Origin of the sequence: Mycobacterium montefiorense (genome assembly GCF_003112775.1) — a bacterium.
Taxonomy (GTDB): domain Bacteria; phylum Actinomycetota; class Actinomycetes; order Mycobacteriales; family Mycobacteriaceae; genus Mycobacterium; species Mycobacterium montefiorense.
This window is the reverse complement of record NZ_BFCH01000048.1, coordinates 63,891-89,487: the sequence shown is the minus strand read 5'-3', so window position 1 is coordinate 89,487 and position 25,597 is coordinate 63,891. Positions and strand designations below refer to the sequence as shown.

The following is a 25,597-nucleotide window of genomic DNA, read 5'->3' as shown; positions in this document are numbered from 1 at the left end:
GACGCTCACGGTAGTGCCCGAATCGGTCCTTGCCGGCTCCAGCCGTTCACGGTCATCACACCCTGTTCGACGGCGGCGTTCGGCGCCTGATCACTCGGCACCAGTGGGAAGTACTGCTCGACCGATCCCCAATCGCGATACCAGTCGCCGCGCAGGTACGTCGAGACCGTCGAGGTCCGCAACAACGTCTGCGCGAACAGGAACGGACCGCCGGCCTCGCCCGCCTGCCACCCGTTCGACGACGCCGCCGTCTGCTTGTGATCGGGCAGGATGCGGTAGCCGGGAAGCTCGGCCACGCCAAGATGTTCGGAGAACGGCCGCTGGCATGGGAAGTTCGCGGCAGTCGCGATGTCCATCAGCACCGGGTTCTGCGAACCGATCAACTGCTGCAGGGTTTGCAGCACCGGGACCCGCGGCGGTGTGAATGCGAACCACTGATCCTCACTCAGGTTCGGGTCGTAGGCGACTATGCGTGCCACGTTTGCCTCCGGCGGCGCCCAGCTCAGCGGGAACCGCAGATTGCGCCAGGCCGGCTCCGGCCCGATGTCTATGGGCTGCACCTCGGTGAGTGGCGCAGTGGTCCCATCGGGGCGGGCGACACCCCACTGCAGTTTCAGCGACTGCCCGTAGGTGAAGGTGCCGTCCTCCTTGTACGACCAGATGGCTCCCGCCGCGGAGACCACTACCAGCGGGCGGTCCGGTGTGCGCGCAGGCAATTGGTACCAGGAAGAGGTGGCGGTGGCCGCCAGCGAATTCTCGCCGTAGCTGCCCATCACCGGCGTGCGGGCCGGGTCGAGGCCGAACGGTAGTGCCACGTTCGACCCGTTCACCCCGACCGGGCCTTTCCCGCCGGCGGTGCCCGCGGAGTCACTCATCGCGGCGTTGGGCTTGTTGGGCGACGCGTCGGAATTCACCACCCCTGGTTTGGTCACCACCGGGTACGACCTCAAGTCATCGCCCACCCCGTCCGGTTTGAACCCGACCGGGTTAGCACCGCCGAGCGGGCCGCCGGGGCCGAACTTCTGGCCCGGAACTGGCTGCAGCAGGCCGACATTGGGATCAGGTTCGGTTAGCACGTCGTCGGCCATCGCGCAGCTGGTGGGCGACAGTTCGGACGTGATAGCCGCGAGGTTCGCCTTGCCGGTGGTGTAGAGCGGGTACCGGAACACTGCCCCCTTGGCCAGCGAGCCGACTTCGCCCAGCACCATGATCGTCGCGACCACCAGCAGCGGGGTGGACGCCAGCACGCGGTTGCGCCGGTTCTCCTTGATCTCGGTGTGTCCGGCGTAGTCCATCCGGAAGTGCTGCCAAGCACCCAGCAGCCCGGTCGCTATCGACAGCGCCAAAAACATCGACGTCACCGGGTGGCTCGCGACGACGGGCTGGATGTCGAACCACGGCACTCCGTAGTTGCCGACGTAGAACCAGCCGTTGATGCCCGAGGTCGCCCACGCCAGCACGAACAGCAGCGCGGTCACGTAAAGCGTCAGATTGCGGCGACTGTGCAGGCCGATGCGGGCGAACGCGAACGCGGTGACCGCGCCGAGCGCGCCGGCCAGGCTGGCGAACGCCCCGAACTGCACGGCCCACTTCGTCGGCGTGAACGTCAGCAGCAGCAGGCCGAGCGCGGTGGTGCCGATCAGCCGCCAGGCCGGACCGCTGGCCAGCCCCTGCACCCGGCCGCGGCGCAGCATCACCACCAGCATCCCGAACAGGCACAGAAACAGCACCAGCACCGCGAAGCGCCGCGCCATCGATCCGTCGGGGTTCGACTCAACCGTGAGGAAGTAGTAGCGCAGCCAATCCTGGTACCACGCGATCGTCGGCCCGACCTTGTATTTGATGCGAGCCGACTCGGCGACCGTCGCCAGCGTCTGGCTGCGGAACACCACCACCAGGATCAGCGACAGCGACGCGGCTAGCACGGCCAGCGGCGCGACCGACCCGTCGGTGGCCCGGCGGCGCCGGACGATCGACGCGATCGCGCGCGCCCCGGTCAGCAGGGCGGCGACGGCAATCAACCCCTGCGGCGCCAGCGTCACGGTCAGCATCGCCACCGCGATCGCGACCGCGGCCGGAGCCAGCCGCTGCAACGCGATCGCGCGCTCGACGAGCATCCAGGTGACGATCACGCCGAGGGCGATCAGCGGCTCGGGGCGCAGGCCGTTGTTGAACGGCAGCCACGCCGCCAGGAAAACCACGCCACCGGTCAGCACCGCCACCGTGTTGGATCCCAGGCCGCCCTTGCCGGGTCCGAGCCGGCGTAGCACCCAGCGGCTGATGATCAGCCAGCAGGCGATCCCGGCCAGCGTGGCCGGTAGCCGCATCCACACGCCCGCGGTGCTGACCGAGGCCAGCTTGGCGAGCGCCGAGAGATACCAGTCGAACGGCGCATCGGTGGTCCCGAAGTAGCGGTAGTAGTTCGCCACATACCCGGCTTTCGGCGCTACCCGCGCGATGGTCAGGTTGTAGCCGTCGTCGGACGAGGTGGCGCCGATGACATGCCAGACCAGCAGCGTCGCGATCACACCCGCATCGGTCAGCCAGTTGGCCCAGCCGATCCGCCACCACGTGGCCCGCTGCTCGCACGGACGGTAGCGCGACAGCCAGGCGATCGGGGATCGCCAGTTGACCAGCGTCCCGCCGCGGCTGTGGCGATCCAGCACGGCCAGCGCGAGGATGGCGATCAGCACCGCCAGCGCACCCGCCGCCATCACCAGCTTCTTGAGCGCTGTCGGCGTCGTGATGAACCGGGTGTCGATGTCGACCCGGGCCGACAACCCCGGGTCCGCGGCCACTTTCAGATCGGTGAAGATGCCCCCGACCTGGGGCTTCTTCTCGGCGGGCAGCACCCCGGCGGCGCCCGGCAGGCCGACGAAATCGGCACCCGCGGCGCCCGCGTCGGCCCAGACGTGCAGCACGCTGCAGGCGCCGGCGGCGATGGCCGAGCGCTTGGCCACCGCGGCGACCGTGTCCCGGAAGGCGACGACGACCACATCCTTGTCGGCACGAACGAACAACCCGTTCTTGCCCGAGTCCACGCCGCCGATCGGCAGGGTCGAGACCACCAATCCGCCGCGGGGCGGCAGGGTGGCTATCGCGGGGCAGGGGACGGAGATGTCGAGCGCGCGCGGTGCCCCGGACACCAGGGGCGCGGTGATCTGGGTGACGTGCCCGTTCACCGTGCCCTGCGGCCAGGCGATGGTCGCGGTGGTCTGCTTGACCGGGAGCAACGGAACGGTGAGGCACAACAGCAGGCCCGCAAGCCCGGCGACGACGGCGACCAAGCGGAGGATCCGCTGCGATCGCTCATTACCGTCTTGGGGCACGGGGTCCGATGGTAAGCGACGGTGCTTTGTCGGGTGAGCACGCGGGGCCGCGCAACGGGCGGGTGAGCGCGCGCAGACCTGCCGGACACCTTCGAAGTTTCATACATTTCTGCGGTCAGGTCTGAAACCATTCAATGCGATGACGGACTCAGGTCTCGGGTTCGGCGTGCTGGGGCCGTTGCTGCTGACAGCCAACGGCACCAGGATGTCCTTGGGCGCCCCGAAGCAGCGAGCCGTGTTCGCGATGCTGCTGATCAACCGCAACCGGCCGGTATCCGTCGACTCGTTGATCAGCGCGGTCTGGGACGAGGATCCGGTGCCCGCCGCGCGGATCAGCATCCAGTCCCACGTGTCCAACTTGCGGCGGTTGCTGCGCACCGCGGCGGCCGAATCCAACCAGGTGCTGGCCAGCGTCCCGCCCGGCTATCAACTCAGCGCCGCAGACGCCGACTGCGACATCGGCCGTTTCGGCGCCGAGAAGGCCGCGGGCGCGCAGGCTGCCGCGGTGGGACGCTTCGAGGAGGCCAGCAGCCACCTGTCCGCCGCGTTGCGCGAATGGCGCGGGCCGGTCCTCGACGATCTGCGCGACTTCGCCTTTGTCGATGCGTTCGCCACCGCGTTGACCGAAGACAAGGCCGCGGTCCACACTGCGCGCGCCGAGGCGGAGATCGCCTGCGGGCGCGCGGAAGCCGTCATCGGTGAACTCGAGGCGCTTACCGCCGAACATCCTTACCGGGAACGACTTTGGGCGCAGCTGATGACCGCCTACTACGTGACCGAGCGCCAGTCCGACGCTCTCGGTGCGTATCGGCGACTCAAGACCGCCCTGGCCGACGGGCTCGGCATCGATCCGGGGCCCACGGTCACCGAGTTACATGAGCGGATCCTGCGTCAGGAACCACCGGCTACCACCCGGGCAGCCGTGACCACGCTGAAAGTCAGCGTCGACGCGCCCGACGATGCGGCCGTTGCGATCCGCGCGTCCGCCGTTGTGTTGTTGCGCGACAAAGCCGGTCGGCAGTACCGGCTCAACGACGCCACCACCCGGATCGGGCGTTTCCCCGACAACGACATCGTGCTCGACGACAACGACGTCAGCCGCTACCACGCCGCGATCACCGACGGCGGCACCGGGTTCGTGATCACCGATCTACGCTCCACCAACGGTGTCGAGGTACAGGGCAATCGCATTCGCGGCAGTGCCAGTCTCGCCGACGGTGATCACATCCGAATTGGCGGCCGCGAGTTCACCGTCGAAATACGTTCGGGCTGAATGCTATTCGGGAATTCGTGTGGTCAGGGTATCGCGACCGGGGCCGCTGAGTTCTGTCAGCGCTGCGCGGTGGCCGGTCATCGCCATCAGCAGAGCTTCGCCCGGACCCGTCACCTCGGGCCCGCGACCGTGTACCCAGTCGACATCGGTGGCGCGCAGTTGCAGTCCCCGGATCCGGCGGCCGGCGCCCAGCCGTGGGTTGCCGGGCACCGCGCCCAGCACCCGCTCGAGCCGCTCGACGGGAATGCTGCGCGGCCGACCCAGCGAGCGGCGGATGTCCTGGTGATGGATCGTTCCGTCGACAAGGGCGATCATGCCGCCGAAACCCGCTGTCAATCCGCGTGGCTGGAGGTGGTTGCGCAGAAATGCCAGCAGCTGTTGTGGGCTCAGCGTCGCGAACTCGTCGACGCCCACCCGGTTCGCTCGTACCACCCAGCCCTTGGCGAAACGCTTAAGTAGGCCCAGCGTGCCGAGCTCTTCGTAGCTGATCACATGTGCGACAACATCTTTGACGGTCCACTCAGAACAGAGGCTGGGCGTCTGCCAGTCCTGTGGCGCAACGGTAGACAGAAAATCCGCGAGGTCGGCCCGCTCGGCGCGGGCCATGCTCATCGTGGACTCCTCCGCAATCACTGCCCTGCTCCGGCGGTGACGAGGCCGACGTAGTGGTGCAGATACAGCGGCCATCCGGCGTCGCCGTCGACTCCGTCGGCAACTGAGCGCCAACCTGGGCCGTGCCGCTCCAGGTGGCGGTGTTCGAGCTCGACGCGCGTGCGCTCTTCGGACTCCACGGTGAAGCGCACCTCGACCTCGCTGGTCCGCGAGGGGTCGGGTTCTACTTGCCAGGCCGGGCTGATGTCCCAGCTGAACACCAATCGGTGTGGGGGGTCGTAAACCAGCACCCGCGCCCATCGGCACTCGCTGCCGTCGGTGCCGCGGTCGTAAATGTGGCCTCCCGCATGCGTTTCGAACACGGTCTCGGCGATCGGGACCGCCAGCAGGTTGTGTTCGCGCGGCTTGAAGTCGCCGAACTGCTCGGTGAAGACGGCGAACGCGCGCGCGATCGTGGCGTTGACGATCACCTGATGCTGAATCTCCGGGATTCCCGGCTGCGTCATGACGCGTCTCCTTCGATCTCGTTGAACTTGGCTGCGTAGTTGCCCAGGGCCCGCGTCCAGAACCGGTCCAGCTCGGCGCGTAACGCCTTGAGGCCGGCCGGGTCGAGTTGATAGACCCGCCGGGTCCCGGCCGCGTGGTCGCGCACCAGCCCCGCGCACTTGAGCACCTTGAGGTGCTGTGAAACGGCCGGCCTGCTGACGGGTAGATCCCGGGCCAGTTCACCGACGGCCATCGGACCATGCGCAAGCCGCTCCATGATGGCCCGCCGCGTCCGGTCCGCCAGCGCCAGCCACGCGTCACCTTCGGATTGGTAAGCCATCACGAACCGTAAGCCTACGCTTACCAATGACGGGCAACAATGCCTCTCCGACTGAGAATTGGACGCATGAATTTCGCAAGAATCTCGCAAAGTCCCAGCAAGTGGTGTGCGTGAAACTACCACTGTCGGCATCCCAAACCGAGCAAACGTCGCGGGCCGACAGCGACGAAAGCGCAAAGGAACCGACCATGAACACCTCTGGGAACTGGATGCGGATCATCGCCGGGATGCTGGTTTCGGGGGGCATCGCCGCGGCTGGTTGGGGCTTGGGTGCGTTCGCCTTAGACGATGGGCCGACCTACTGGTGCCCCGGGCAGAACATGCCTGCTTCGAACCCGCCGTTGACCTGGGACATGAACGTCTGCCACCAGTATCACCGGCTTACCGACCAGCAATATGCCGAAGGGCCGCTGCCCGGGAAGCGGTGAGTCTTTGGGATCGGTAGCAATTTCGGCCGTGTGCAGTGGCGCCATGAACAACACTCACAGTATGAAGCGAATCCTCGCTAGTGCGGTGCTGTCCGGCGGCTTCGCCGTCGTCGGACTGGGTTTGGCCGCGGGAATCGGCCACGCGCAGCCCGCACCGATGGTCTGCCAGGACGGCGGCACGGTACCCACGCCGACGAACAGCTGCACCTACCAGTGGTGCCCGGGTTCGCCGATCATGAAGAACATGCCGGATTGGGACAGGAATACCTGTCACCCTTGGTATTTCGACCAGAACAGCCCGGTGACGAACTCCACCATCATCGAAGGCTTTCCACCGCCGCGGCCGCCGTCGCCGCCGTGCATCCCATTCATCAACTGCCTGCCGGGACTGTAATAGCTAGCCGCGGCGCAGCGGTGCCGGGTCCCACAGGCCGCTGCGCGTGGCCGTGCCCAACTGGAGACGGGCGGGTTGGGCGTTGGGGTAGTAAGGCGTAAGCCGTTGCAGCGAGCCCCAATCGCGCGACCAATCGTCCTTGAGATAGGTCGAGATTGTGGTCGCTTTCACCAGCAGCTCGGTGACACCCAGTGGCCCACCGCCGTTGTTGTCCATCACCGGCGAGTTGGCCTCGGCGCCGAACCGGTCCGGCAGGATGCGCCACTTGGGTGTCTCGTCGACACCGTTTTCGTGGCCGAACGGTCGCTGGCACGGGAACGCCAGACCCACCAGCCAGTCCAGGAACACCGGGTCCGCCGAACCCACCACTTGCTGCAGCGTGTGCAGCTCTGGAATCCGCGGGGCCGTGACCGCGATCCAGTGCTGCGGTGCCAGGTCTTCATCATTGGCGACCAAGCGGATCTGGGTGGCGGTGTCGGGAATCCAGGACAACGGCAGCCGCAGATTGCGCCAGGCCGGGGACGCGCCGACGTCGAAGAACTGGAACGACCCGCCCGGCTTTCCGGCGGCCGCCTCGTCATCGGTGGCCCACTGCACCTGCACCTCGCGGGGGTCGAACCGGCCGGCTGCCGACACCACCAGCAACGGTTTCGCCTTGTCGCGCGGCGGCAATCGATACCAGCCCGAGCGCAGCATCGCGGGGACCTGGATGCCGGATCGCCAGCTGCCCAGCACCGGAGTGTGCGCCGGATCGAGGTTGTAAGGCAGCTGGGCTCGCGAGCCGTTGACGCCCGGTGCGGCGCTGGTGCCGCCCTCGGTGCCGGCCTCGCTGGTGGTTGTCTTTCCGTCTTCGTTGATGAAGCTGCGATCGCCCGGACGCTCCATTACCGGGTCGGCCGAGACGTCGGAGGGAATGCCGTTGGGCGTGAAGGCTTCCGACAGCCCGGCACCGAGCGCGTCGCCCACCGAACCGGACACCGGCCACAGCATGCCGGCATTGGGATCCTGCTCCACCATGACATCCTCGGCCAGCCCGCAGGACTTGCCGGTCAGTGCCTCCAGGTTGGACCGGCCCACCGACCAGGCGGGGTACTGCCCGATCATCGCCAGCGTCAGCGAGACGACTTCGAACGTCACCAAGGCCCACGCCGCAATTGCCAACGGGGACTGAATGATTCCGGCCATTCGTGTCCCGGTGCGGGTTTTCAGGGGACCACTGAAGGGCCCGCCCGGGGACATGAAGTGGAACCACGCCGACAGCAGTAGCACCAGTACGGTCAATCCGAGCAGCGCGGTGGCAAACGCATAGTGCCATGCCGGGAATGAATTCGACCATGGCACACCGAAATTGGAGACATACCACCAGCCGTTGACGCTGGCGAACGACAAGGCCACCAGGAACAGCACCGTCGCGGCGAACACGGTGCGGTTGCGGCGTGAGCGCATCGCCACACTCGTTACCGCTATCGCGGCCAGCGCACCGAGCGAGCCCGCTAAACCGGCGAACACCCCGAAGTGGTGTGTCCATTTCGTCGGCGTGAACATCATTGCGAGGAACGAGATGATCGTGATGCCGACGATGCGACGGCTCGGTCCGGCGGCGGTACCCGGAATTCGGCCCTTGCGCAACGACATTGCCACGGTGATGCCCAGCGCGAGCAGCACCGCCAGCACCGCGAAGCGCCGGGCGACGGATCCATCGGGGCTGGCCATGAACAACCGCTCGTAGCGGATGTGCTCGTCGAACCAGCTCAGGCTGGGACCAAGCGCCCGCTTGAGCGCGGTCGCCTGCATCTCGCCGGCCAGCGTCTGATCGCGGAAGATCAGGATCACGGTGACGGTCACCGCGGCCACAATGGGCGCCAGCAGCGGCAGCACGCCGAACTGTCTGGATCGCCGGTGCACGATCGTGCGCAGCGGCCCGACCGCGACCAGCAGGGCGCCGATCGACGCGATGCCAGTCGGCCCGGAGAACAGGGTCAGCGCGCCGATGATGCAGGCGATCGCCACCGGCAGCAGCCGATTGGTGGCCACCGCGCGCTCCACCGAGCACCACGTGAGCAGGATGCCCAGGGCAATGATCGGCTCGGGGCGTAGCCCGTTGTCGAGCGGCAACCAGGTCGCCAGAAACAGTCCCGCCGCCGTCCACGCCGCCGCGCGGTTGGTCTTCACGGCATGGCCCAGCCGGGGGATTACCTCGCGGCTGATCGCCCACCAGCAGGTCAATGCCATCGCCAGGGTAGGTAGCCGCATCCAGACGCTGTTGGTGCTGATGTGCGCCCACAGGGCCAGCAGGTCGTAGTACCAGCCGAACGGCGCCTCCGGGGTGCCCAGCCAGCGGTAGTAGTTGGCCATGTAGCCGGCGTGCTCAGACACCCGGGCCATGGTCAGGATGTAGCCGTCGTCGGAGGTGTTGGCCCCGACGAACTGCCACCACACCAGCACGCCGATGACGAGGGCGTCGAGACCGCCGATCGACCACCATCGCGACGGCAGGAAGCGGCGGTGCCGGGTGCCGTCGGCGGTGTCAAGGACATGCAGCGCGATCAGTGCCACGGCGGTCAGCACCACACCGAGGATCATCGCGGCCATCTTCAGCGGCGTGGGGCTGCTGCTGTAGCGGGTGTCGATGGTCGCCGAGAAACTCAGGCCCGGCGGCACGGGCCCGGACAGGTCGGTGAAGACGCCGACGATCTGCGGCCGGAAGTCGTAACCGCTCTTCTCACCGCGCAGCGGCGAGCCGGGGTGCTCGGCGTTGGGTCCCTGTGTCAGCCCGACGAATTCGGCGGTAATGCGATCGGCGTGGGCGGTGAAAGTCAGTCGCTGGCACGCCGGGCTGAGGACCTGGCTCAGTGGCGCGGTGACCACCGGGACGTTGCGCACCACGAGTACCAGTTCGTCGTTGGAGCGCTGGATCAGCAGCCCGCGGTCGATGGCTTTCGGGGCCTGCTTTGGCACCGTCGACAACAAAATCGTCTTACCGGTGTTCTGCGGTCCGGCCAATCCCGCGGCTGCCTGGCACGGCACCGCGACGTTCAGGTCGGTGGCCACATATCCGATCAGCGGCGCCTCGATGCTTTCGAAGTTGCCGTTCTGCGGCCAGTTGAGCTGGGCGGTGGTTTGGTTGACCGGGAGCAGGGGGGTGGCGATCGCCAGCAAGGCTCCGAGCAGGCCGGCGACGACGGCCACGATGCGAGCGATCCGGTGACTTGCTCCCGTGCCCTTCACGGACGTAGATGGTAGTTCTTCGGCCAAGTCGCGCGAGGTCTCGGTAGCCATCAGCGACCGGCCGCCGGTTGGGCCGCGGGCCGGCGGATTGCCAGCACAAACGGGCCGACGCTTTGCACGGCAAACCGTGGGTCGTCGAACAGCGCGGCACGTAGCTCGACGGCATAGCGACGAACGTTGGGCTGGTTGGGATAAACGTCCTCGGCCAACCGCAGCGAGTAGTTGTTGTTCGCGCCCCGGCGCATCAGGAACACCGTCGGCGCCGCCCAGGGGGACGTGTCCAGCGCGTGGATGAACTCGTCGGGGCTCTTGAGTTCGGACCACTTCTTGATCTGCGCGGCCCGCAAGTCGAACTGCGCCAGCGGGTTGGCGTAGTGCGACGTCAACCCCTGGAAGCCCCAGTACGGGTAGTAGGACAGGAAGCTGTAGTCGGCGGTCAACACCACCGTTTGATCCCGCGGCCGCCCGGTGACGCCCACGATCGCGGCGTCGATCGCGGAGTAGAACTTCTCCGAGCCCGCGGGTCGCTGGTCGCCGCGCTGGCCGTGGCCGTCGGTGTCGGTGTAGGCGATGGTCAGATCCGGCCGCAGCACGTCGGGAATGTCTTGGCTGAACGCGATAGCGGCGGTCAACCCGATCGCGCCGGCCACTGCAACGATCGCGCGGCTTCGCCTGCGTAGCGCATGCGTCGCCTCGATACAGCCGAACACTCCGGCTGCGACCAGCAGCACGCTCAAGGTCGGCTGCAGCCGGAACGACAGCAGCGTGGTGCGCGCCAGCGTGGTCAGCATCGACAGCAGCGACCACAGGTAGATGGCCAGCACGCCGACGGTCAGGGCGCCGGCGCGGACCGACGTGGGGGCACCTCCCGCTTGCGAGGGACGGGTTCGCACCACCAGCCACAGCGTGCCGATCATGCAGATCACTCCCAGCAGCGAGAACTGCAGCATCGGGAAGGTCAGCTCGGCCCCGTCGGCCGGCAGGTAGTGGAACGCGCTGCCGCTATCGCTGACCGGGTCGTGCAGCGTGCGCACCAAAAACGGCAGCCAGGTGGTGGCAGCGATGGCGGCGGCGATGACGGCGATGACGGCGACCCGGCGCATCGGGTCGGCCGCGGCGCTGAACCCGGATCGCCGCCAGCGGGACGCCACCAGCACCAGTGCCATCAGCGCCATCGTGAACGCGGTGAAGCCGAACAGCAGCGTGTACCAGGTGGCCGTAAAGCCCAGAAACAACCCGGCGCCGATCACCGCGGCCCAGCCTTGGGCCCGTGGCTCGAGCGTGGCGCTGCCGTCACGCTCGGCCTCCAACGTGACTGTGGCGTCACGTTGGCCGGCGCGCAGCCCCGACCACGTCAGCACCAGCACCGGCGGCAGCAGCACGGTGATCATCGCCGCGTAGGGCTCCGGCGAGCTGTAAGCCAGCGCCACCGCGGCGGTCGCGGTCGTGACGATCAGCGCGTGCTCGAACCGGACCATCCGCCACCACAGCACCAGCGCGACCGCGATCGCGATTGTGATCGAGGTGATCGCCCACGGCTTGTACATCTCCCACGCCGGCATCCCGGTCAATGCGGCGGCGCGCCCGCCGATCCAGAACCAGCCCGGGGGGTAGAAGGACGGCAGCCCCAGGTAGGTCATGTCGTGCAATGCCGGGCTGTCGGTCAGGCGCGTCAGGTACTCGGTGCGGAATTGCTGGTCGACCGAGATGCCGAACAGATACAGCTTGGTGGCCCCCAGCGGCATGCCCAGCGTCACGATGGACAACGCCGACACGAACACCAGCCCGCCCAGCTGGGCGACCAACCGCCACCGGCCGGACCGCCGCCACAGCCAGCCGACGCCCACCAACCCGATCAGGCAACCGACCTGACCGACGGTGGTCAGCGCGTGCAGTTGATTCGACGACGGAAACGCGGGCCACTGGACCCGCGCGATGGCGATCAGCGAGATCACCGAGACGACGACGGCCACCGTCACCGCGGCGAACATCTGGCCGAGGGTGGCCAGTGCGTTACGCATGATCAGATGGGCAGCTTGCGGAAGATGGGCCGCGGGATGTGTCGCAACACCATCATCACGTACCTGAATGCTCCTGGCGCCCAAACCAATTCCTTACCTTTTGCGGACGCGGTCACCGCGAGGTTGGCGACGTACTCCTTGTCGACGGTAAGTGGCGCTTCTTTGACATGCGCGCTCATCCTGGTGCGAACCTGGCCGGGGCGAATCACCAGAACGCGAACTCCGTACTCGCGCAACGCCTCTGTCAGTCCGAGGTAGAAGCCATCCAGACCGGCCTTAGTGGAGCCGTAGACGAAGTTGGACCGCCGCACTCGCTCTCCGGCCGCCGAGCTCATCGCGATGATCTGGCCAAAGCCCTGGGCACGCATTTTCTCGCCCAGTAGCACGCCCACGGAGACAGCGGCCGTGTAATTGATCTCGGCTGCCAGCACGGCCTTGTGCTGGTTCTGCCAAAGCTCTTCGGCATCCCCGAGGATGCCGAAGGCCACGATGGCCACGTCGACGTCGCCGCCCGCGAAGGCCGCATCGATCATCTTGGGGTGACTTTCGGGGGCGGTGGCTTCGAAGTCGATCAGCTCGACCGAGCGCGCACCGGCAGCCTTCATCTGCGCGACGGCGTTGTCACGACCGGGGTCACCGGGCATGGCGGCCAACAGGATTCGCGCGTGCGCGTTCTGTAGATAGCGCTCACAGATCGCCAGCCCGATCTCGGAGGTACCGCCCAGCAGCAGGATGGTCTGCGGGTTTCCTACGGCATCGAGCACCATTTAGAGCAGCTCCAAACGTCGGGCCATGTCGGAGGCGAAGACCCGCGTCGGGTCGGCCTTGCGGCGCACGGCGATCCACTCGTCGATGCGCGGATACATGGCGTGAAAGGTTTCGGCGGTGGTGCGTGAATCCTTGGCCGTGTAGACCCGCCCGCCGAATTCGAGCACCCGGCGGTCGAGTTCGTTGAGGAATTCGTTGATACCGGGCTTGTTGGGGAAGTCCATCGCGACGTTCCAGCCAGCCATCGGGAAACTCAGCGGCGCGCGGTTGCCCGGGCCGAACAGCTTGAACACGTTCAGCGCCGAATAGTGGCCCTGGGTCTGGATCCATCCGATGATGGCTTTGAATTCGTCCATCGCGTCCGGTGGAACCAGGAACTGATGCTGCGCGAAACCTGTTGGCCCGTAAGCATTATTCCAGCCGCTGACGAGGTCGAGCATGTGGTAGAACTTCGACAGATTCTGGATCTTGCCGACGTAGGTTCCGCCCAGCCGGTAGTACACCTCGCCGATCGCCATGAACGACAACTTGTTCATGGCGCTGACCGGAAATAGGTCGGGCACTGTCAACAGTTGTGGCGCATCGAATTTCAGCGGGTTCTTGGCGAGCTTTGCTGGCAGCTGGTCCAGCTTCGCCAGGCTGCCCCGGCTGATGGCGGCTCGGCCGAGTTTCGGTGGTGGGTTGATCAAGTCGAACCAGGCGCTGGAGTAGGTGTACCTATTTTCGCTGCCGTCGATGTGTGCGGCGACCGTCTCGTCGAGGTCCTTGGTGGCCACGCCGTCGGCGATGAAGTAAGCGGTCTCGGTCGGCGTCATCGCGATGGTGGCGCGCAAAACGATTCCGGTCAGTCCGTTGCCGCCGACGGTCGCCCAGAACAGCTCGGCGTCTTCACTCGTCGGGCCGTCGGGGGTGATGGCGCGCACCGAGCCGTCGGCCATCAACAGGTCCATCGACCGCACATGGCTGCCAAAGCTGCCCGCGCTGTGATGGTTCTTGCCGTGGATGTCGGACGCGATCGCACCGCCGATGGTCACTTGGCGGGTTCCCGGTAACACGGGAACCCACAACCCGAACGGCAGCGCCGCTTTCATCAGGTGGTCCAGGCTGACGCCGGCATCGACGTCGACCAACTGGGTGTCGGCGCTGATCGAGTGAATGCGGTTGAGCACCGTCATGTCGATCACCAGGCCGCCGCCGTTTTGCGCGTTGTCCCCGTAGGACCGGCCCAGCCCGCGCGCGATCACGCCCCGGCCGCCGGAATCGGCCACCCGGGCAACTGCCTTGGCAATCACCTCAGGATCGGGTGTCGAGAGCACTTGGGCCACCGACGGCGCGGTGCGCCCAAAGCCCGTCAGCCGGGTGGGGGTGGTTGGAAAGTCGGCGCTCAACATCGTCAAAGAGGGTACCGCTTGCGCGAGACGGGTCAGTGGATGCGGAAGATTACGACTCGCTGCACGATGAAGTTGATCACCGTGGCGGTGCCCTGTGCGATCACGAACGCGACGGGCATCGCCCACCCCGTGTAGTGCAACAACACCAGGCACAGGTGGTTGAGACCGACCTGCACCGCGAAGGTGACGGCATACAGAACCATGACCGCGACAAACCGCGCGGTGCTCGGTGAGGCCTGGAATGTCCATCGGCGGTTGATCAGGTAGGCGGTAACGGTGCCGACGATGAAGCTCAGGGCCTTGGACACGTCGACCTGCAGGCCCGCCCCCTTGTACAGCGCCGCGTAGATGCTGAAGTCGACCACGGCCGCCAGCCCGCCGGTCACGACGAAGCGCATGATCTGCGTGGACAGACTCAGGCCCGCCGGCGCGGTATCGGACTCTGGGGGAAGCATTCGGGGAGTTTATCTAGGGCGTGCGCGCCCCAGCGTCGGCTACTTTGGCAGCTTCACCGAGATCAGCTCAACCTGGCTTTCGCCCTGCGGTGTCGAGTAGGTGACCGTGTCGCCCGCTTTGTGTCCCACCAGGGCCAGCGCCAACGGGCTGTGGGAGGTCAGTGTCTCGGCCTCGCGACCGACCGGGGTCTCCTCGACGATGGAGATCACGTGCATCTTGACGACTTCGCCGTCGGCGAATTTCAAGGTCACCTCGGTGCCACCGGGCAGCGTCGCGTCCTTGTCGGATCGCGACGGCCCGGTCCGCAGCCGGCGGTCCAGTTCATTGATCCGGTCGCCGAGGCCAACCAGCTCCTCGGCTCGCTGGATCGCCTCCGCCGCGTCGCCATGATCACCGGTCATGCCGCGGTCGTCTTTGACCTCGGCCTCGAGGAGCGCGCGCCGTTGCCGCAGCCGGTCCAGCTCCGCGGCGAGGCTTTCGCGCGCCGCGTCCGCCACTGATTGGACTTTTTTAGTCACGTCCGTCGACCTTTCACGGTGTGTGCCAATTGCCTATTCGCCCTACATCAGATTCGTGGCACTAGATTTTACACCAATTAGGCGCGGCCGCCACCGGTATCCGATAAGCTCTTGCAGTCGGTTCTTTAATGTATTTCATCGTTCGCCGATTTCATCCCCGTTTGTCCGTGGCGACTGGTGTATCGCTCGCCGCCATACGATGGATTTGCTGGGTAATGGGCCAAAGTCGATTAGATCTTGATTCGATCTGAGCATTGGACTTTTATCGCTCACAAACAGGATTCGCGCCGTCTTCGACCTTCTCCGGGTTAACCCCCATTCAAGAGGGCTGGAGCACTCACAAATCTCCTGTTTCCTGCGAAACCGCGATTGCTGCAACATCTGTGATCTCAGTGTAACGAACACCACCCAGCGTACCTGGGTTTCGATGACCGCAGGCGTGTGGTTGTGGGCTGCATACTAACCTTGCTGTGAGTTGCGCAACTAATCGCTTTCTCCAACTATTCACTTCTGCAACGGCTTTCACGTCCGTAGCCACGCCAAGTGAGCGGGATTACACCATTCGATTCGCTATACTGCGAAGGCGTGCCGACAAATACTCGATCCTGAAGGTGTGGCGTGTATCTCATGCGCAGCTGCGTCGGGAACGGTATTCGGCAAATGCGCGCGAGCTTCATCGGAGGGATAGATCCGTTGGTTGGAGTAAGGGGAAATATGGTGCTGAAAATTGCTGCGGTGTTCGCCTTTTTGATGGTAAGCACCGTGCCGCAGGCCAATGCCGAGACGCCATCGCAGGTTCCCTGCGGACAACTCGATCGCATGATTGAGCATATCGACAATGAAGTGAGTGACGGTATTGGCGCGGTACGAATTGTGATCGCCCGAGACACTGGATGGCTTTACACTTCTGATGATAGGCGACAGGTGAGAGATGCCAAGGTTGAACTCGCCAGGGTCGATCAAGGTATTCATTACGTCAAAGACCTCAACGCAGATAGCCCTATTCCAGGACTGGCTCCCTTGCTCGACAAGTTGGAGCGCGCCTCCCAAAATATGAATAACGCTGTGCAGGCACTTATTACAGGTCACAGCGATGGGCCTTACCTTTTTACGCCGAAGGACAGCACGTGGGCCAGCATTGATTACGCCGAACAAAAGCGGAATGACGTTTACGGTCACGTGATTAGTTTCCGCGGAAATTGCACGCCTTAGTGCTACAGCCGTAGCTGCGCGGAGGCGTTTTTCGCGCCGCGAGGGCGCGTATTACTGGTGTGATTCGCCGTTCGGAACCAGGTTTTCGTCGTCGTAGTGCACGATGTCGCCGCGCAGCGCGCCGAAGATCGCCATGCCCTGCGAAACCAGCCCGGCGGCCACCTGACCGAGGCCCTCGGCGCCATTGAGCACCGTGAGGTTGGAGTTCGACAGGCCGATCGCGGCCTTCTCGACGATCTGAGGCAGCTGGTCGATGAGCGCCTTGTCCAGCGCGACGCGGTTGTGCGATGCCGCCGCCTCGGCCTGGATTTTCATCTTCTCGGCGTCGGCCACGGCCATAATGCGGACCCGTTCGGCCTCGGCCTCGGCGGGCTTGACCACCTCCGCGACCAGCTCCTGCTGGCGCAGCTCGGCGGCGCGCTGAGCCAGCTCGGTCCTCATCTGTAGCACCTCGCGCTGCGCCTCGGCTTCGGCCAGCGGGCCGGCCTGCGCGGCTTCGGCCTGAGCCTTGTCGACCTCGGCCTTGTACTGCGCCTTGACGATTGCGGTCTCGCGAGCGAATTCCGCTTGTTTGCGCTGGGACTCCTGCTCGGCTTCGGCCGCCGCCTGGTTTGCCTGGGCCTGAGCGATCTGCGCCTGCTGCTGGATGGCGGCGTTGTGTGGCGCCGACATCGCATTGATGTAGCCGAGGCCGTCGTCGTCGATGGACTGGATCTGCAGCGCGTCGACGCTGAGGCCGATGCGAGCCATCTCCTCCTTGGAGCCGTCGAGCACCTCGGTGGCCAGCTTCTGGCGTTCCCGGATGATCTGCTCGACGGTCATCGAGCCGATGATCGAGCGCAGGTGGCCGGCGAAGATCCGTCCGGTGAGCACGGACATCTGGTCTTGCTCGGACAGAAATCGCTGTGCGGCGCTGATGATGCTTTCGGTGTCGTTGCCGACCTTGAACGCGATCACCGCCCGGACGTTGAGCGTGATTCCTTGTTGGGTGACGCACTTTTCGCCTACCTCGGATTCGCACATGGCCAGGGTGAGAAAGCGCGCTTTGCGGAAGAACGGGAGGACGAAGGCGCCGTGGCCGGTGACGACGCGGAACGGGGCGTTGCCTTTTGTCCGGCCGCCGGAGATCAGTAACGCCTCGTCCGGGGAGGGCACCCTATAACCGAGCATTCTTGGACTCCTTACGATTTAGTGTTGTCTAGCAGGGGATTTCGCTTGTCACGTTCGATCAGGCTAGGTCCTGCTCAGTCGCGTTCCAGGGCTCGACCACCACGGTCCGCCCGCCCCGTTCTTCCACCACCAGGACCTTGCTGCCCTTCGGTAATGGGTCGTCGGACCATGCCAGCAGGGTCTCCTTCGATCCCCGGACGGTCACCACCACCTCGCCGGGGCCGCGGTCGCCGCGGGTGGCAACGACCAGCTTCCCGACACATCCGATTGCTGAGGCGTCGCTCACGATCGCATATTCCCCCACGACGGGTTTACGCGTCGAGTTTCGGCAGGTTTGCCCGCAAAGAAAAACGCCGGCACCGCGATCCGTTCGCTGTCGGACGTGATGCATGTGGAACCTTTCGCTGCGTACCGGCGCCTGCCAAATCGCCTGTTATCCAGGGTGTTTCCCGTCAACACAGCGTCTGGGGGGCGCCTTGGCGGATTCTCAAAGGATCCTTGGCGGCACGCTCGAACGCGCTAGACCCAGTAGGGCACCCGGGCGCGGTATTGCCGCATCGCGAACGCCGCCAGAATCCAGCCGACAACGGTCAGCGCCAGCACCACCGCCCAGTGCCGCAGCTCCTGGTGGGAGCCCAGCAGGGGCGCACGCACGATGTCGAGGTAGTGCAGCAGCGGGTTGAGTTCGACAATGCTCGACCAGCGCCCGGCGCCCTGCTGTCGCAGTGTGTCGTCGTTCCAGATGATCGGCGTCATGAAGAACAGCAACTGCACAATCGAAAACAGCAGGGGGCCGATGTCGCGGTAGCGAGTCGCCAGGATGCCGAAGCACAGTGACACCCAGATGCAATTGAGCACGATCAGGCCTAGCGCCGGAATCACCGACAGGTCGGCCCACGACCACGGTTTGGGGAAGATGATCGCGACGACGAGATAGATCACGATGTTGTGGCCGAACAGGATCATCTGCCGCCACACCAGCCGGTAGACGTGCACGCTCAACGGCGTCGGCAATTGTTTGATCAGTCCCTCGTTGGCGACGAAGACGTCGGCGCCCTCCAGGATGGCGGCGTTGATCAGGTTCCAGATGATCAGGCCGAGGGTGACATACGGCAGGTGTACGGCCAGGTCGAGGTGAAACAGCTTCGAATACAGCCCGCCCATCGCGACCGCAGTGGTTCCGGTCGCGATGGTGATCCAGAACGGGCCCAGCACCGAGCGGCGATACCGCTGCTTGATGTCCTGCCAGCCCAAGTGCAGCCACAGCTCGCGACGGCGGAACCCGTCGACCAGGTCGCCGCGGGCCCGGGTAAAGGTCCGCGACTGCGCGGCGGCGTCGATAAATGTCATACGGGCCCTCCAGGCTTGCCGAATTGCTCACGACGTCCCAAGCGGCGCAACCGAATCCAATCCAGCAGGCCTTTGGGGTCGCGGCGGGAGATCAGGAAGAACCAACCGAATCGAACCCACTCCTGAACCAGCAGTTTGCGCAGACCCGGCTGCGACAACAGGTAGCCGCGGTTGCGGTAGGTGTAGAACCGCTTGGTGGGGTTGTCCGGATACTGGGTGTGCATGCGGCCGCCCAGGATCGGCCGGAATTCGTCGGATCCGCAGGGATGCAGGTAAATCGTGTCCAGGCAGGTCCCGAAGCGCAGGCCGGACCGAACCAGCCGGCGGTGCAATTCCACCTCGTCGCCGCGGATGAACAGCCGCATGTCCGGGACGCCGACCGCGTCCAGGGTGGACGCCCGGAACAACGCGCCGTTGAACAGTGACGCGATTCCCGGCAGTAAATCCTGCCCTGCTTCGGTACGCAATTCGCTTGCGCGCCTGCGCCATACCAGACCCCGTCGCAACGGGAACGCCAGCCGCTCCGGGTCGTCGGAGTTGCACACCATCGGCGACACCTCGGCCAGGCCGTGTGTTTGGGCGCAGGCCAGCAGCGTGGCCAGCACCCGGGAGTCCTGCGGACGGCCGTCGTCGTCGGCCAGCCACACCCAGTCGGCACCCTGGGCCAGCGCGTGCAGTATACCCAGTGCGAAGCCGCCTGCGCCGCCGAGGTTTCGGCGCGACGCCAGGTAGGTGGTCGAGATCGGCTGGGCGGCAACCAGGTCGCGGATCCGGCTATCGGCACCGCCATCGTTGTCGACGACGATCAGGTGATCGGGCAACCGGGTCTGCGCGCTGAGCATGCCCAGCGAGTTGGCGAGTTCTTGCGCGCGCCGGTGGGTGACCACGACGGCGAAGATGGATTCACTCATCCCCGGAAGCGCTTTGCGCCAGCGGTTTTCCGGCCTGACCCTGCAGGCGGGTCTCTTCGAGTACCTCACGGACATGCCGTGCCGCGTCCTCGCCCTCGTAGGCGCGTACCACGTCTTCGATATCGCCGGTCTGGCGAATGACTCCGTGGTCGATCCACATCGCCGTCTTACACAGCCGAGCCAGGAATTCGTTGGAATGGCTTGCAAATACCAGGATTCCGGACCGCTCCACCAAGCTCTGCAATCGGGACTGGGCCTTCTTCAGGAAGTCGGCGTCCACGGCGCCGATGCCCTCGTCGAGCAGCAGAATCTCGGGGTCGATGCTGGTGACCACGCCCATCGCCAGCCGGACCCGCATACCGGTGGAATACGTGCGCAGCGGCATCGACAGGTAGTCCCCGAGCTCGGTGAACTCGGCGATCTCGTCGACCTTGCTCAGCATCTGCTTTCGACTCTGCCCCAGGAACAAGCCGCGGATGATGATGTTCTCGTAGCCGGAGATCTCCGGGTCCATCCCGACGCCGAGGTCGAACACCGGCGCGACCCGGCCGGTGACCCTCGCCCAGCCCCGGGTGGGTTCGTAGATGCCCGAAAGTAGTCGCAGCAGAGTCGATTTCCCGGCGCCGTTGTGGCCGACCAAACCGACCCGGTCGCCCATCTGGAGCGACATGGTGATGTCCCGCAACGCCTCGACGACGACGACGTTGGAGTTGTTGCGACCGATCGTGCCGCCAGCCTTGCCCAGGAAGGCCTTCTTCAACGATCGCGACTTTGCGTCAAAGATGGGAAATTCCACCCACGCATTGCTGGTCTCGATATGCGGACCGCTAGGACCGGACACTGATGCCTGCTCTTACAGGTATTGCCCGGTGCCCGAGCCCGGACCGTGGCTCGGTCGCCCGATTCCGGGGGGCAGGGCTCCTTGGCGCATCTGCTCGAGCTGCGCACGGGCGGCCATCTGCTGAGCGAACAAAGCGGTCTGGATGCCGTGGAACAGTCCCTCAAGCCAGCTGACCAGCTGGGCCTGGGCGATGCGCAACTCGGCGTCCGACGGATCATCGTCCTCGTTGAACGGCAGGGTTAGCCGGTCGAGTTCCTCGCGAAGTTCCGGCGCCAGACCGTCTTCGAGCTCCCGGATGCTGGTGGCGTGGATATCGCGTAGCCGCTTGCGGCTGGCCTCGTCGAGCGGTGCCGCACGCACCTCTTCGAGCAGTTGCTTGATCATGGTGCCGATGCGCATCACCTTGGCGGGCTGCTCGACAAGGTCGGTCAGGGAGCGCTCGTCGGAATCCTCGTCGTCGGCTGCCTCGCGAATCGCCATGATCCGCGGATCGACGCCACCGATGATCTCGATGCCGTCGTCATCGTCGTTGCCGTTAGTCAATACGGTCACCATCCTCTTGTGCTTCTATGGGCGGGGCGGTGTGGGATTTCCGCGCCACTCGTAAATCTTTGCTCCACCGTTGTCGTAGATCAGCGCCCACGACTTCGATTTTTCCAGCGACACTAGTCCGTCGGGTACCGCGAACCCGCGAACCGTGGGTGTGCTGGTGTAGATGTACCGGATATTGAGCGCCGTAATCGCCTCGACGACCTTCGGATCGGAAGTGCCGCGGCGGGCGTAAGCCCAGATGATGTAGCGTTGCGGCCCCGGTCCGGTCTGTTGCGGGTAGTCGTAGTGGGTCCACAGCGGATGCAGATCCGCCACCGCGTACATCCAGGCGGTGCCGTCGGTGTTGGCGTTGCCGATCAAGGTGTCGCGGGCGCCGGGCAGTTTCGACAAATACGCCATCGCCATCAGGTCACGCTGATCGATCATCACCGAGTCGTATTTGTCGCCGAACAGCACCAGGTGTCGATAGAAGTAATGCCGCGCGGTGAACACCGTCGTCAGCACCAGCAGGATCGCGATTGCCGCGACCCAGACCGGCGTGGGGAATTCTTTGAACCGGCCGGTGATTCGTCTGGCGATCGCAACCGCGAGCATGACCGCGCCGAACAGCGCGACGGCTGCCATCGGTGTCACCAGCATCGTCACCACCGACGTCAGCCGGCGCGGATCGTTGTAGAAGAACTGGCTGAACTGTTCGATCACGGCGCCGGCCGCATTGTGAAACGGCGCCCCCGAGTAGATGGTTGCCACGGTCAGCACCAGCCAGATCGCCGCCGGCCACCAGATGCGCTTGTACAGCAGATACGCCATGCCGAGGTAGACCAGCACGATAAGGCCGTATTGGGTCGGGAAGTCGTTGAGGTGGCGGGTGTGCAGCAGCAGCGCATCGATAACGCCCTGCTTGGCGCTCTTGAAGCTGGGGAAGGCGTGCCCGGCGATGATGTCGGCCTGCTTGAGCACACCGATGAACTGCGGCGCCAGGATCAGCCCGGTCGGCACCGCCGTGGCGGCCAGGACTGCGATGTCGGCGAGTCGACCGCGGACCGGGTGCCACAGCACATCCAGCAGCCACCAGCCCAACAGGAACAAGATGACGATGAACCCGCCGGTCAGGTGCACCGACAGCACACCGACCAGCGCCAGCACGGCCAGCGGTATGCGGTCGCGATGCCGCAACGTCGAGGTGATCAACACGAAGGTCGGGATCGCGACGCCGTAGGCCGCCAGGTTGGGCATCGCGGCCACACCGAACTCGACGTAAGGCACCGAGGTGAACGACGCGGACAGCGCTGCCGCGGTGGCCGCAACCGCGGCCGCCCGCCACGCGGTCGTCACCGGGCGCAGCAGATGCCACGACAGGATCGCCGCGCTGGTCGGAAACAGCCACACCGAGGCCGCCACCGAGCTCAGGGTGTAGCCAGTGGTCGGCGCCGCACCGGTGAGTTGGCAGAGCACCGCGATCAGGGCGTGGAACACCGATGGGTAGTACAGCGCCTGGTGGGTCTCGACGTTGCGCAGCTCGCCCATGTGCGTGGAGGACGCCTGTCCGGTGTCGAGCATGAAGCGCACCTCGTTGGCATGCCACACCGCATCCCAGGTGCTGGGGACGGACTGCCAATGCGTGATGCCGCGATAGGCCGCCCACATGATCAGCAGCGTGCCCAGCAGCACCCCGGCGGCCACCGCCAGCGCGGGCCAGCCACGGATTCCGTGGGCCTCGGCGTCGGTGTCGCGATAGCGGGTGAGCAGCACCTGCAAACACGTCACCGCCACGCATACGACTGCCAGCGCCGCGAGGGCCGTCCAACCGTTCCAGGGGATTCCGAGCGCACCGTAGGGAATGATCGCAAGCGCGACGACACCGTAGGTCAGCGCCGGGCCAACTGCGACCGCGATCGGCCACGTTAGCTGGGCGATACGCGCAACGATTGTCCCCGGGGCGATCAGCAAAAACAGTGCGATCAGCGTTCCGAACCAGAGCCCCACTCGACTAGTATGGCTGGCCGGGTGACCTGGCTCGGGAAGCCACCGGTTGGCTCCAATGGCCGTGGCACCCGCTACCGTCACAATTTCGCGGAATTGCGGAAGCCTTAAGGTGGCTGGCATGGCTTATGACGTCGCCCGGGTGCGCGGACTGCATCCGTCTTTGGGTGACGGATGGGCGCACTTCGACGCGCCGGCCGGAATGCTGATACCGGATTCCGTCGCGACCACTGTCTCCACTGCGTTCCGCCGGTCCGGCAACAGCACCTTGGGTGCGCACCCGGCGGCGCAGCGCAGCGCCGCCGTGCTGGATGCGGCCCGAACGGCCGTGGCGGATCTGTTCAATGCCGACCCGGCGGGCGTCGTGCCGGGGGCCGATCGTGCGATCCTGCTGTCGTCGTTGGCCGAAGCGTCGTCTTCGCGCGCCGGCCTGGGGTACGAGGTGATCGTCAGCCGCCTGGACGACGAAGCGAACATCGCCCCGTGGCTGCGGGCCGCTCATCGCTACGGCGCGAAGGTGAAGTGGGCCGAGGTCGACATCGAGAACGGTGAGCTGCCGACGTGGCAGTGGGAGAGCCTGATTGGGAAGTCGACGCGGCTGGTGGCGGTCACCTCGGCGTCGGGAACGCTGGGCACGGTCACCGATCTGCGGGCGATGACCAAGCTGGTCCACGACGTCGGCGGCCTGGTGGTCGTCGACCATTCCGCGGCCGCGCCATATCGACTGCTCGACATCAAAGAAACCGAGCTCGACGTGGTCGCGGTGAACGCCCTCGCGTGGGGCGGCCCACCGATCGGCGCGATCGTGTTCCGCGATCCGGCGCTGATCAACACGTTCGGTTCGGTCGCCGCCGATCCCCGTGCCACCGGCCCGGCGCGCCTGGAGGTGGGCGCGCATCAGTTCGGTTTGCTGGCCGGCGTGGTCGCCAGCATCGAATACCTTGCGGCATTGGACGAGTCGGCGCGCGGCAGCCGGCGCGAGCGGCTCTCGGTGTCGATGCAGTCCGCCGGCTCCTATCTGAACCGGATCTTCGACTACCTGATGGTCTCGTTGCGGTCGTTGCCGTTGATGATGCTCATCGGTCGCCCGGAGGTGCGGATACCGGTGGTCAGCTTCGCGCTGCAGGGCGTGCCCGCCGAGCGGGTCGTTCAGCGGTTAGCGGACAACGGGATCCTGGCCGTCTCCAACGAGAGTTCACGCGTGCTCGATGCGCTGGGCGCCAACGAGGTTGGCGGCGCGGTGACCGTCGGGCTGGCGCATTACTCGACGACGGCCGAAGTCGATCAGCTGGTGCGCGCGCTGGCGTCGTTGGGCTGAACGAATTCGGCCGAGCACGCCGCTAGATGGCCAAGACGATCTTTCCGTGCACTTCGCCCGACACCAGTTTCCTATGCGCTTCGCCCGCCTGCTGAATCGGCAGGCGGGCGCCGATGAACGGCCGGACCCGGCCGTCGGCAACCATCGGCCACACCGAAGCCGTCACCGCGGCAACGATCTCGCCCTTGCTGTTCGGGCCGCTCGCCGGCCGGCCCCGCAGTGTGGTGCCGATGACCCGTAAGCGCTTGGGCAACAGCTTGCCGATATTGAGTTCGCCCTTGAGGCCGCCCTGCATGCCGATGATGACCAGCTGTCCGTCGGTGGCCAGGGCGTCGAGATTGCGGTCCAGATAGGAGGCGCCCATGATGTCGAAGATCACGTCGGCGCCGCCGGACTCTTGCAGCCGCGCGACGAAATCCTCTTCGCGATAGTTGATGGTGATCTCGGCGCCCAGGTTGCGGCAGGTCTGCAGCTTTTCCTCGGACCCGGCGGTGACGGCCACCCGGGCGCCCAACGCGCGCGCAACCTGAATCGCGTGGGTGCCGATGCCGCTGGCCCCGCCGTGCATCAGCAGCAGCTGGCCCTCGTGCAGGTGGGCGGTCAGCACCAGATTCGACCACACCGTGCACGCCACCTCGGGCAGTCCCGCGGCATCCTCGAGGTCGACGCCGTCCGGAATCGGCAACACCTGCGGAGCAGGAACCGCGACGTATTCGGCGTAACCCCCACCGGCCAACAGCGCGCAAACATCTTGTCCGACAGTCCATTGCGTGACACCGGTGCCCAATTCGGCGACGACGCCGGATACTTCCATGCCGATGATGTCGCTGGCTCCCGGCGGGGGTGGATACTTGCCGGCGGCCTGCAGCACGTCGGCGCGGTTGACGCCGGCGGCAGTGACTTTGATCAGCACCTCGCCGGGCCCGGCGGAAACGTCGGGTACCTCTTGCCAGACGAGTTGATCGGAGGATTCGGCGACAATGGCGCGCATGCCGGCCACGGTACTAGTCCCGTTA

The 25,597-nt window shown here is 65.7% G+C and carries 23 protein-coding genes; 5 read left to right on the top strand and 18 right to left on the bottom strand.

Annotated features, from left to right (window positions below):
- Window positions 1-5: 5 nt before the first annotated feature.
- Window positions 6-3,329 carry an arabinosyltransferase domain-containing protein gene (locus DB708_RS26305; protein WP_108926392.1) on the bottom strand — a complete coding sequence of 1,108 codons (3,324 nt, stop codon included), beginning with the start codon at window positions 3,327-3,329 and terminating at the stop codon, window positions 6-8.
- A gap of 139 nt (window positions 3,330-3,468) precedes the next feature.
- Between DB708_RS26305 and DB708_RS26300 the strand changes: the two genes are divergently transcribed.
- Window positions 3,469-4,602: a BTAD domain-containing putative transcriptional regulator gene (locus tag DB708_RS26300; protein ID WP_108926391.1), complete on the top strand. Its 1,134-nt coding sequence runs from the start codon at window positions 3,469-3,471 to the stop codon at window positions 4,600-4,602.
- Between the two features lie 3 nt (window positions 4,603-4,605).
- Here the strand turns inward: DB708_RS26300 and DB708_RS26295 are convergent, their stop codons facing one another.
- The 3 genes from DB708_RS26295 to DB708_RS26285 are packed head-to-tail and all read right to left on the bottom strand — an operon-like array spanning window position 4,606 to window position 6,043.
- Window positions 4,606-5,214: a maleylpyruvate isomerase family mycothiol-dependent enzyme gene (locus tag DB708_RS26295; RefSeq protein ID WP_201263627.1), complete on the bottom strand. Its 609-nt coding sequence runs from the start codon at window positions 5,212-5,214 to the stop codon at window positions 4,606-4,608.
- Window positions 5,215-5,231: 17 nt separating this feature from the next.
- The gene (locus tag DB708_RS26290; RefSeq protein ID WP_108926389.1) at window positions 5,232-5,720 is read right to left on the bottom strand and encodes an SRPBCC family protein; all 489 of its coding nucleotides are present in this window, start codon (window positions 5,718-5,720) and stop codon (window positions 5,232-5,234) included.
- Window positions 5,717-6,043 (bottom strand): ArsR/SmtB family transcription factor, encoded by a 327-nt coding sequence (locus tag DB708_RS26285; RefSeq protein WP_409347637.1) that lies wholly within the window; start codon window positions 6,041-6,043, stop codon window positions 5,717-5,719. The genes DB708_RS26290 and DB708_RS26285 overlap by 4 nt, the downstream gene beginning before the upstream one ends.
- 185 nt (window positions 6,044-6,228) lie before the next feature.
- Between DB708_RS26285 and DB708_RS27125 the strand changes: the two genes are divergently transcribed.
- Window positions 6,229-6,468: a hypothetical protein gene (locus DB708_RS27125; protein ID WP_133251069.1), complete on the top strand. Its 240-nt coding sequence runs from the start codon at window positions 6,229-6,231 to the stop codon at window positions 6,466-6,468.
- A 43-nt stretch (window positions 6,469-6,511) separates the two neighbouring features.
- Window positions 6,512-6,862 carry a hypothetical protein gene (locus tag DB708_RS26275; RefSeq protein WP_133251068.1) on the top strand — a complete coding sequence of 117 codons (351 nt, stop codon included), beginning with the start codon at window positions 6,512-6,514 and terminating at the stop codon, window positions 6,860-6,862.
- Window positions 6,863-6,865: 3 nt separating this feature from the next.
- On the opposite strand, the gene DB708_RS26270 is transcribed toward DB708_RS26275, so the two are convergent.
- From DB708_RS26270 to DB708_RS26245, 6 genes are all read right to left on the bottom strand, one after another.
- Window positions 6,866-10,141 (bottom strand): arabinosyltransferase domain-containing protein, encoded by a 3,276-nt coding sequence (locus DB708_RS26270; RefSeq protein WP_108926385.1) that lies wholly within the window; start codon window positions 10,139-10,141, stop codon window positions 6,866-6,868.
- Window positions 10,141-12,111, bottom strand: a complete 1,971-nt coding sequence (locus DB708_RS26265) for a galactan 5-O-arabinofuranosyltransferase (RefSeq protein WP_108926384.1) — start codon at window positions 12,109-12,111, stop codon at window positions 10,141-10,143. The genes DB708_RS26270 and DB708_RS26265 overlap by 1 nt, the downstream gene beginning before the upstream one ends.
- A 2-nt stretch (window positions 12,112-12,113) precedes the next feature.
- On the bottom strand, window positions 12,114-12,878 hold the full coding sequence (locus DB708_RS26260) for a decaprenylphospho-beta-D-erythro-pentofuranosid-2-ulose 2-reductase (RefSeq protein ID WP_108926383.1): 765 nt from the start codon (window positions 12,876-12,878) through the stop codon (window positions 12,114-12,116).
- Window positions 12,879-14,270 (bottom strand): FAD-binding oxidoreductase, encoded by a 1,392-nt coding sequence (locus tag DB708_RS26255; RefSeq protein ID WP_165839935.1) that lies wholly within the window; start codon window positions 14,268-14,270, stop codon window positions 12,879-12,881. It lies immediately after the preceding gene.
- A gap of 32 nt (window positions 14,271-14,302) precedes the next feature.
- Window positions 14,303-14,668, bottom strand: coding sequence for a GtrA family protein (locus DB708_RS26250; RefSeq protein ID WP_108926515.1), 366 nt, complete (start codon window positions 14,666-14,668; stop codon window positions 14,303-14,305).
- A 96-nt stretch (window positions 14,669-14,764) separates the two neighbouring features.
- Window positions 14,765-15,244 carry a GreA/GreB family elongation factor gene (locus tag DB708_RS26245; protein ID WP_108926382.1) on the bottom strand — a complete coding sequence of 160 codons (480 nt, stop codon included), beginning with the start codon at window positions 15,242-15,244 and terminating at the stop codon, window positions 14,765-14,767.
- A 618-nt stretch (window positions 15,245-15,862) separates the two neighbouring features.
- On the opposite strand from DB708_RS26245, the gene DB708_RS26240 reads away from it, so the two are divergent.
- Window positions 15,863-16,456: a hypothetical protein gene (locus DB708_RS26240; RefSeq protein ID WP_133251067.1), complete on the top strand. Its 594-nt coding sequence runs from the start codon at window positions 15,863-15,865 to the stop codon at window positions 16,454-16,456.
- Window positions 16,457-16,507: 51 nt separating this feature from the next.
- Here DB708_RS26240 and DB708_RS26235 read toward each other — a convergent pair whose 3' ends face one another.
- From DB708_RS26235 to DB708_RS26205, 7 genes are all read right to left on the bottom strand, one after another.
- Window positions 16,508-17,626, bottom strand: a complete 1,119-nt coding sequence (locus tag DB708_RS26235) for an SPFH domain-containing protein (protein ID WP_108926380.1) — start codon at window positions 17,624-17,626, stop codon at window positions 16,508-16,510.
- Window positions 17,627-17,684: 58 nt separating this feature from the next.
- Window positions 17,685-17,912, bottom strand: coding sequence for a hypothetical protein (locus DB708_RS26230; protein ID WP_108926514.1), 228 nt, complete (start codon window positions 17,910-17,912; stop codon window positions 17,685-17,687).
- A gap of 233 nt (window positions 17,913-18,145) precedes the next feature.
- Window positions 18,146-18,976 carry a galactan export ABC transporter permease subunit Wzm/RfbD gene (wzm, locus tag DB708_RS26225; RefSeq protein WP_108926379.1) on the bottom strand — a complete coding sequence of 277 codons (831 nt, stop codon included), beginning with the start codon at window positions 18,974-18,976 and terminating at the stop codon, window positions 18,146-18,148.
- Window positions 18,973-19,887, bottom strand: coding sequence for a galactofuranosyltransferase GlfT1 (gene glfT1 / locus DB708_RS26220; protein ID WP_108926378.1), 915 nt, complete (start codon window positions 19,885-19,887; stop codon window positions 18,973-18,975). The genes wzm and glfT1 overlap by 4 nt, the downstream gene beginning before the upstream one ends.
- The gene (gene wzt, locus DB708_RS26215) at window positions 19,880-20,728 is read right to left on the bottom strand and encodes a galactan export ABC transporter ATP-binding subunit Wzt/RfbE (RefSeq protein WP_108926377.1); all 849 of its coding nucleotides are present in this window, start codon (window positions 20,726-20,728) and stop codon (window positions 19,880-19,882) included. Before wzt ends, glfT1 begins: the two co-directional genes overlap by 8 nt.
- Before the next feature lie 12 nt (window positions 20,729-20,740).
- Complete coding sequence (locus DB708_RS26210) at window positions 20,741-21,283, bottom strand: bacterial proteasome activator family protein (RefSeq protein ID WP_108926376.1); 543 nt, start codon at window positions 21,281-21,283, stop codon at window positions 20,741-20,743.
- A 12-nt stretch (window positions 21,284-21,295) separates the two neighbouring features.
- Window positions 21,296-23,266 carry a DUF6541 family protein gene (locus tag DB708_RS26205; RefSeq protein WP_108926375.1) on the bottom strand — a complete coding sequence of 657 codons (1,971 nt, stop codon included), beginning with the start codon at window positions 23,264-23,266 and terminating at the stop codon, window positions 21,296-21,298.
- 118 nt (window positions 23,267-23,384) lie between these two features.
- Between DB708_RS26205 and DB708_RS26200 the strand changes: the two genes are divergently transcribed.
- Window positions 23,385-24,581, top strand: coding sequence for a cysteine desulfurase-like protein (locus tag DB708_RS26200; protein WP_108926374.1), 1,197 nt, complete (start codon window positions 23,385-23,387; stop codon window positions 24,579-24,581).
- A gap of 22 nt (window positions 24,582-24,603) precedes the next feature.
- Here the strand turns inward: DB708_RS26200 and DB708_RS26195 are convergent, their stop codons facing one another.
- The gene (locus DB708_RS26195) at window positions 24,604-25,572 is read right to left on the bottom strand and encodes an NAD(P)H-quinone oxidoreductase (protein WP_108926373.1); all 969 of its coding nucleotides are present in this window, start codon (window positions 25,570-25,572) and stop codon (window positions 24,604-24,606) included.
- Between the last annotated feature and the right edge of the window lie 25 nt (window positions 25,573-25,597).

What these genes read in the sequence shown, in the direction of transcription:
- DB708_RS26300 (WP_108926391.1), top strand. Translation starts at nt 3,469, where the DNA reads ATGACGGACTCAGGTCTCGGGTTCGGCGTGCTGGGGCCGTTGCTGCTG.
- DB708_RS26295 (WP_201263627.1), bottom strand. Translation starts at nt 5,214, where the DNA reads ATGAGCATGGCCCGCGCCGAGCGGGCCGACCTCGCGGATTTTCTGTCT.
- DB708_RS26290 (WP_108926389.1), bottom strand. Translation starts at nt 5,720, where the DNA reads ATGACGCAGCCGGGAATCCCGGAGATTCAGCATCAGGTGATCGTCAAC.
- DB708_RS27125 (WP_133251069.1), top strand. Translation starts at nt 6,229, where the DNA reads ATGAACACCTCTGGGAACTGGATGCGGATCATCGCCGGGATGCTGGTT.
- DB708_RS26275 (WP_133251068.1), top strand. Translation starts at nt 6,512, where the DNA reads ATGAACAACACTCACAGTATGAAGCGAATCCTCGCTAGTGCGGTGCTG.
- DB708_RS26270 (WP_108926385.1), bottom strand. Translation starts at nt 10,141, where the DNA reads ATGGCTACCGAGACCTCGCGCGACTTGGCCGAAGAACTACCATCTACG.
- DB708_RS26265 (WP_108926384.1), bottom strand. Translation starts at nt 12,111, where the DNA reads ATGCGTAACGCACTGGCCACCCTCGGCCAGATGTTCGCCGCGGTGACG.
- DB708_RS26260 (WP_108926383.1), bottom strand. Translation starts at nt 12,878, where the DNA reads ATGGTGCTCGATGCCGTAGGAAACCCGCAGACCATCCTGCTGCTGGGC.
- DB708_RS26255 (WP_165839935.1), bottom strand. Translation starts at nt 14,270, where the DNA reads ATGTTGAGCGCCGACTTTCCAACCACCCCCACCCGGCTGACGGGCTTT.
- DB708_RS26250 (WP_108926515.1), bottom strand. Translation starts at nt 14,668, where the DNA reads ATGCGCTTCGTCGTGACCGGCGGGCTGGCGGCCGTGGTCGACTTCAGC.
- DB708_RS26235 (WP_108926380.1), bottom strand. Translation starts at nt 17,626, where the DNA reads ATGCTCGGTTATAGGGTGCCCTCCCCGGACGAGGCGTTACTGATCTCC.
- wzm (WP_108926379.1), bottom strand. Translation starts at nt 18,976, where the DNA reads ATGACATTTATCGACGCCGCCGCGCAGTCGCGGACCTTTACCCGGGCC.
- glfT1 (WP_108926378.1), bottom strand. Translation starts at nt 19,887, where the DNA reads ATGAGTGAATCCATCTTCGCCGTCGTGGTCACCCACCGGCGCGCGCAA.
- DB708_RS26210 (WP_108926376.1), bottom strand. Translation starts at nt 21,283, where the DNA reads ATGGTGACCGTATTGACTAACGGCAACGACGATGACGACGGCATCGAG.
- DB708_RS26200 (WP_108926374.1), top strand. Translation starts at nt 23,385, where the DNA reads ATGGCTTATGACGTCGCCCGGGTGCGCGGACTGCATCCGTCTTTGGGT.
- DB708_RS26195 (WP_108926373.1), bottom strand. Translation starts at nt 25,572, where the DNA reads ATGCGCGCCATTGTCGCCGAATCCTCCGATCAACTCGTCTGGCAAGAG.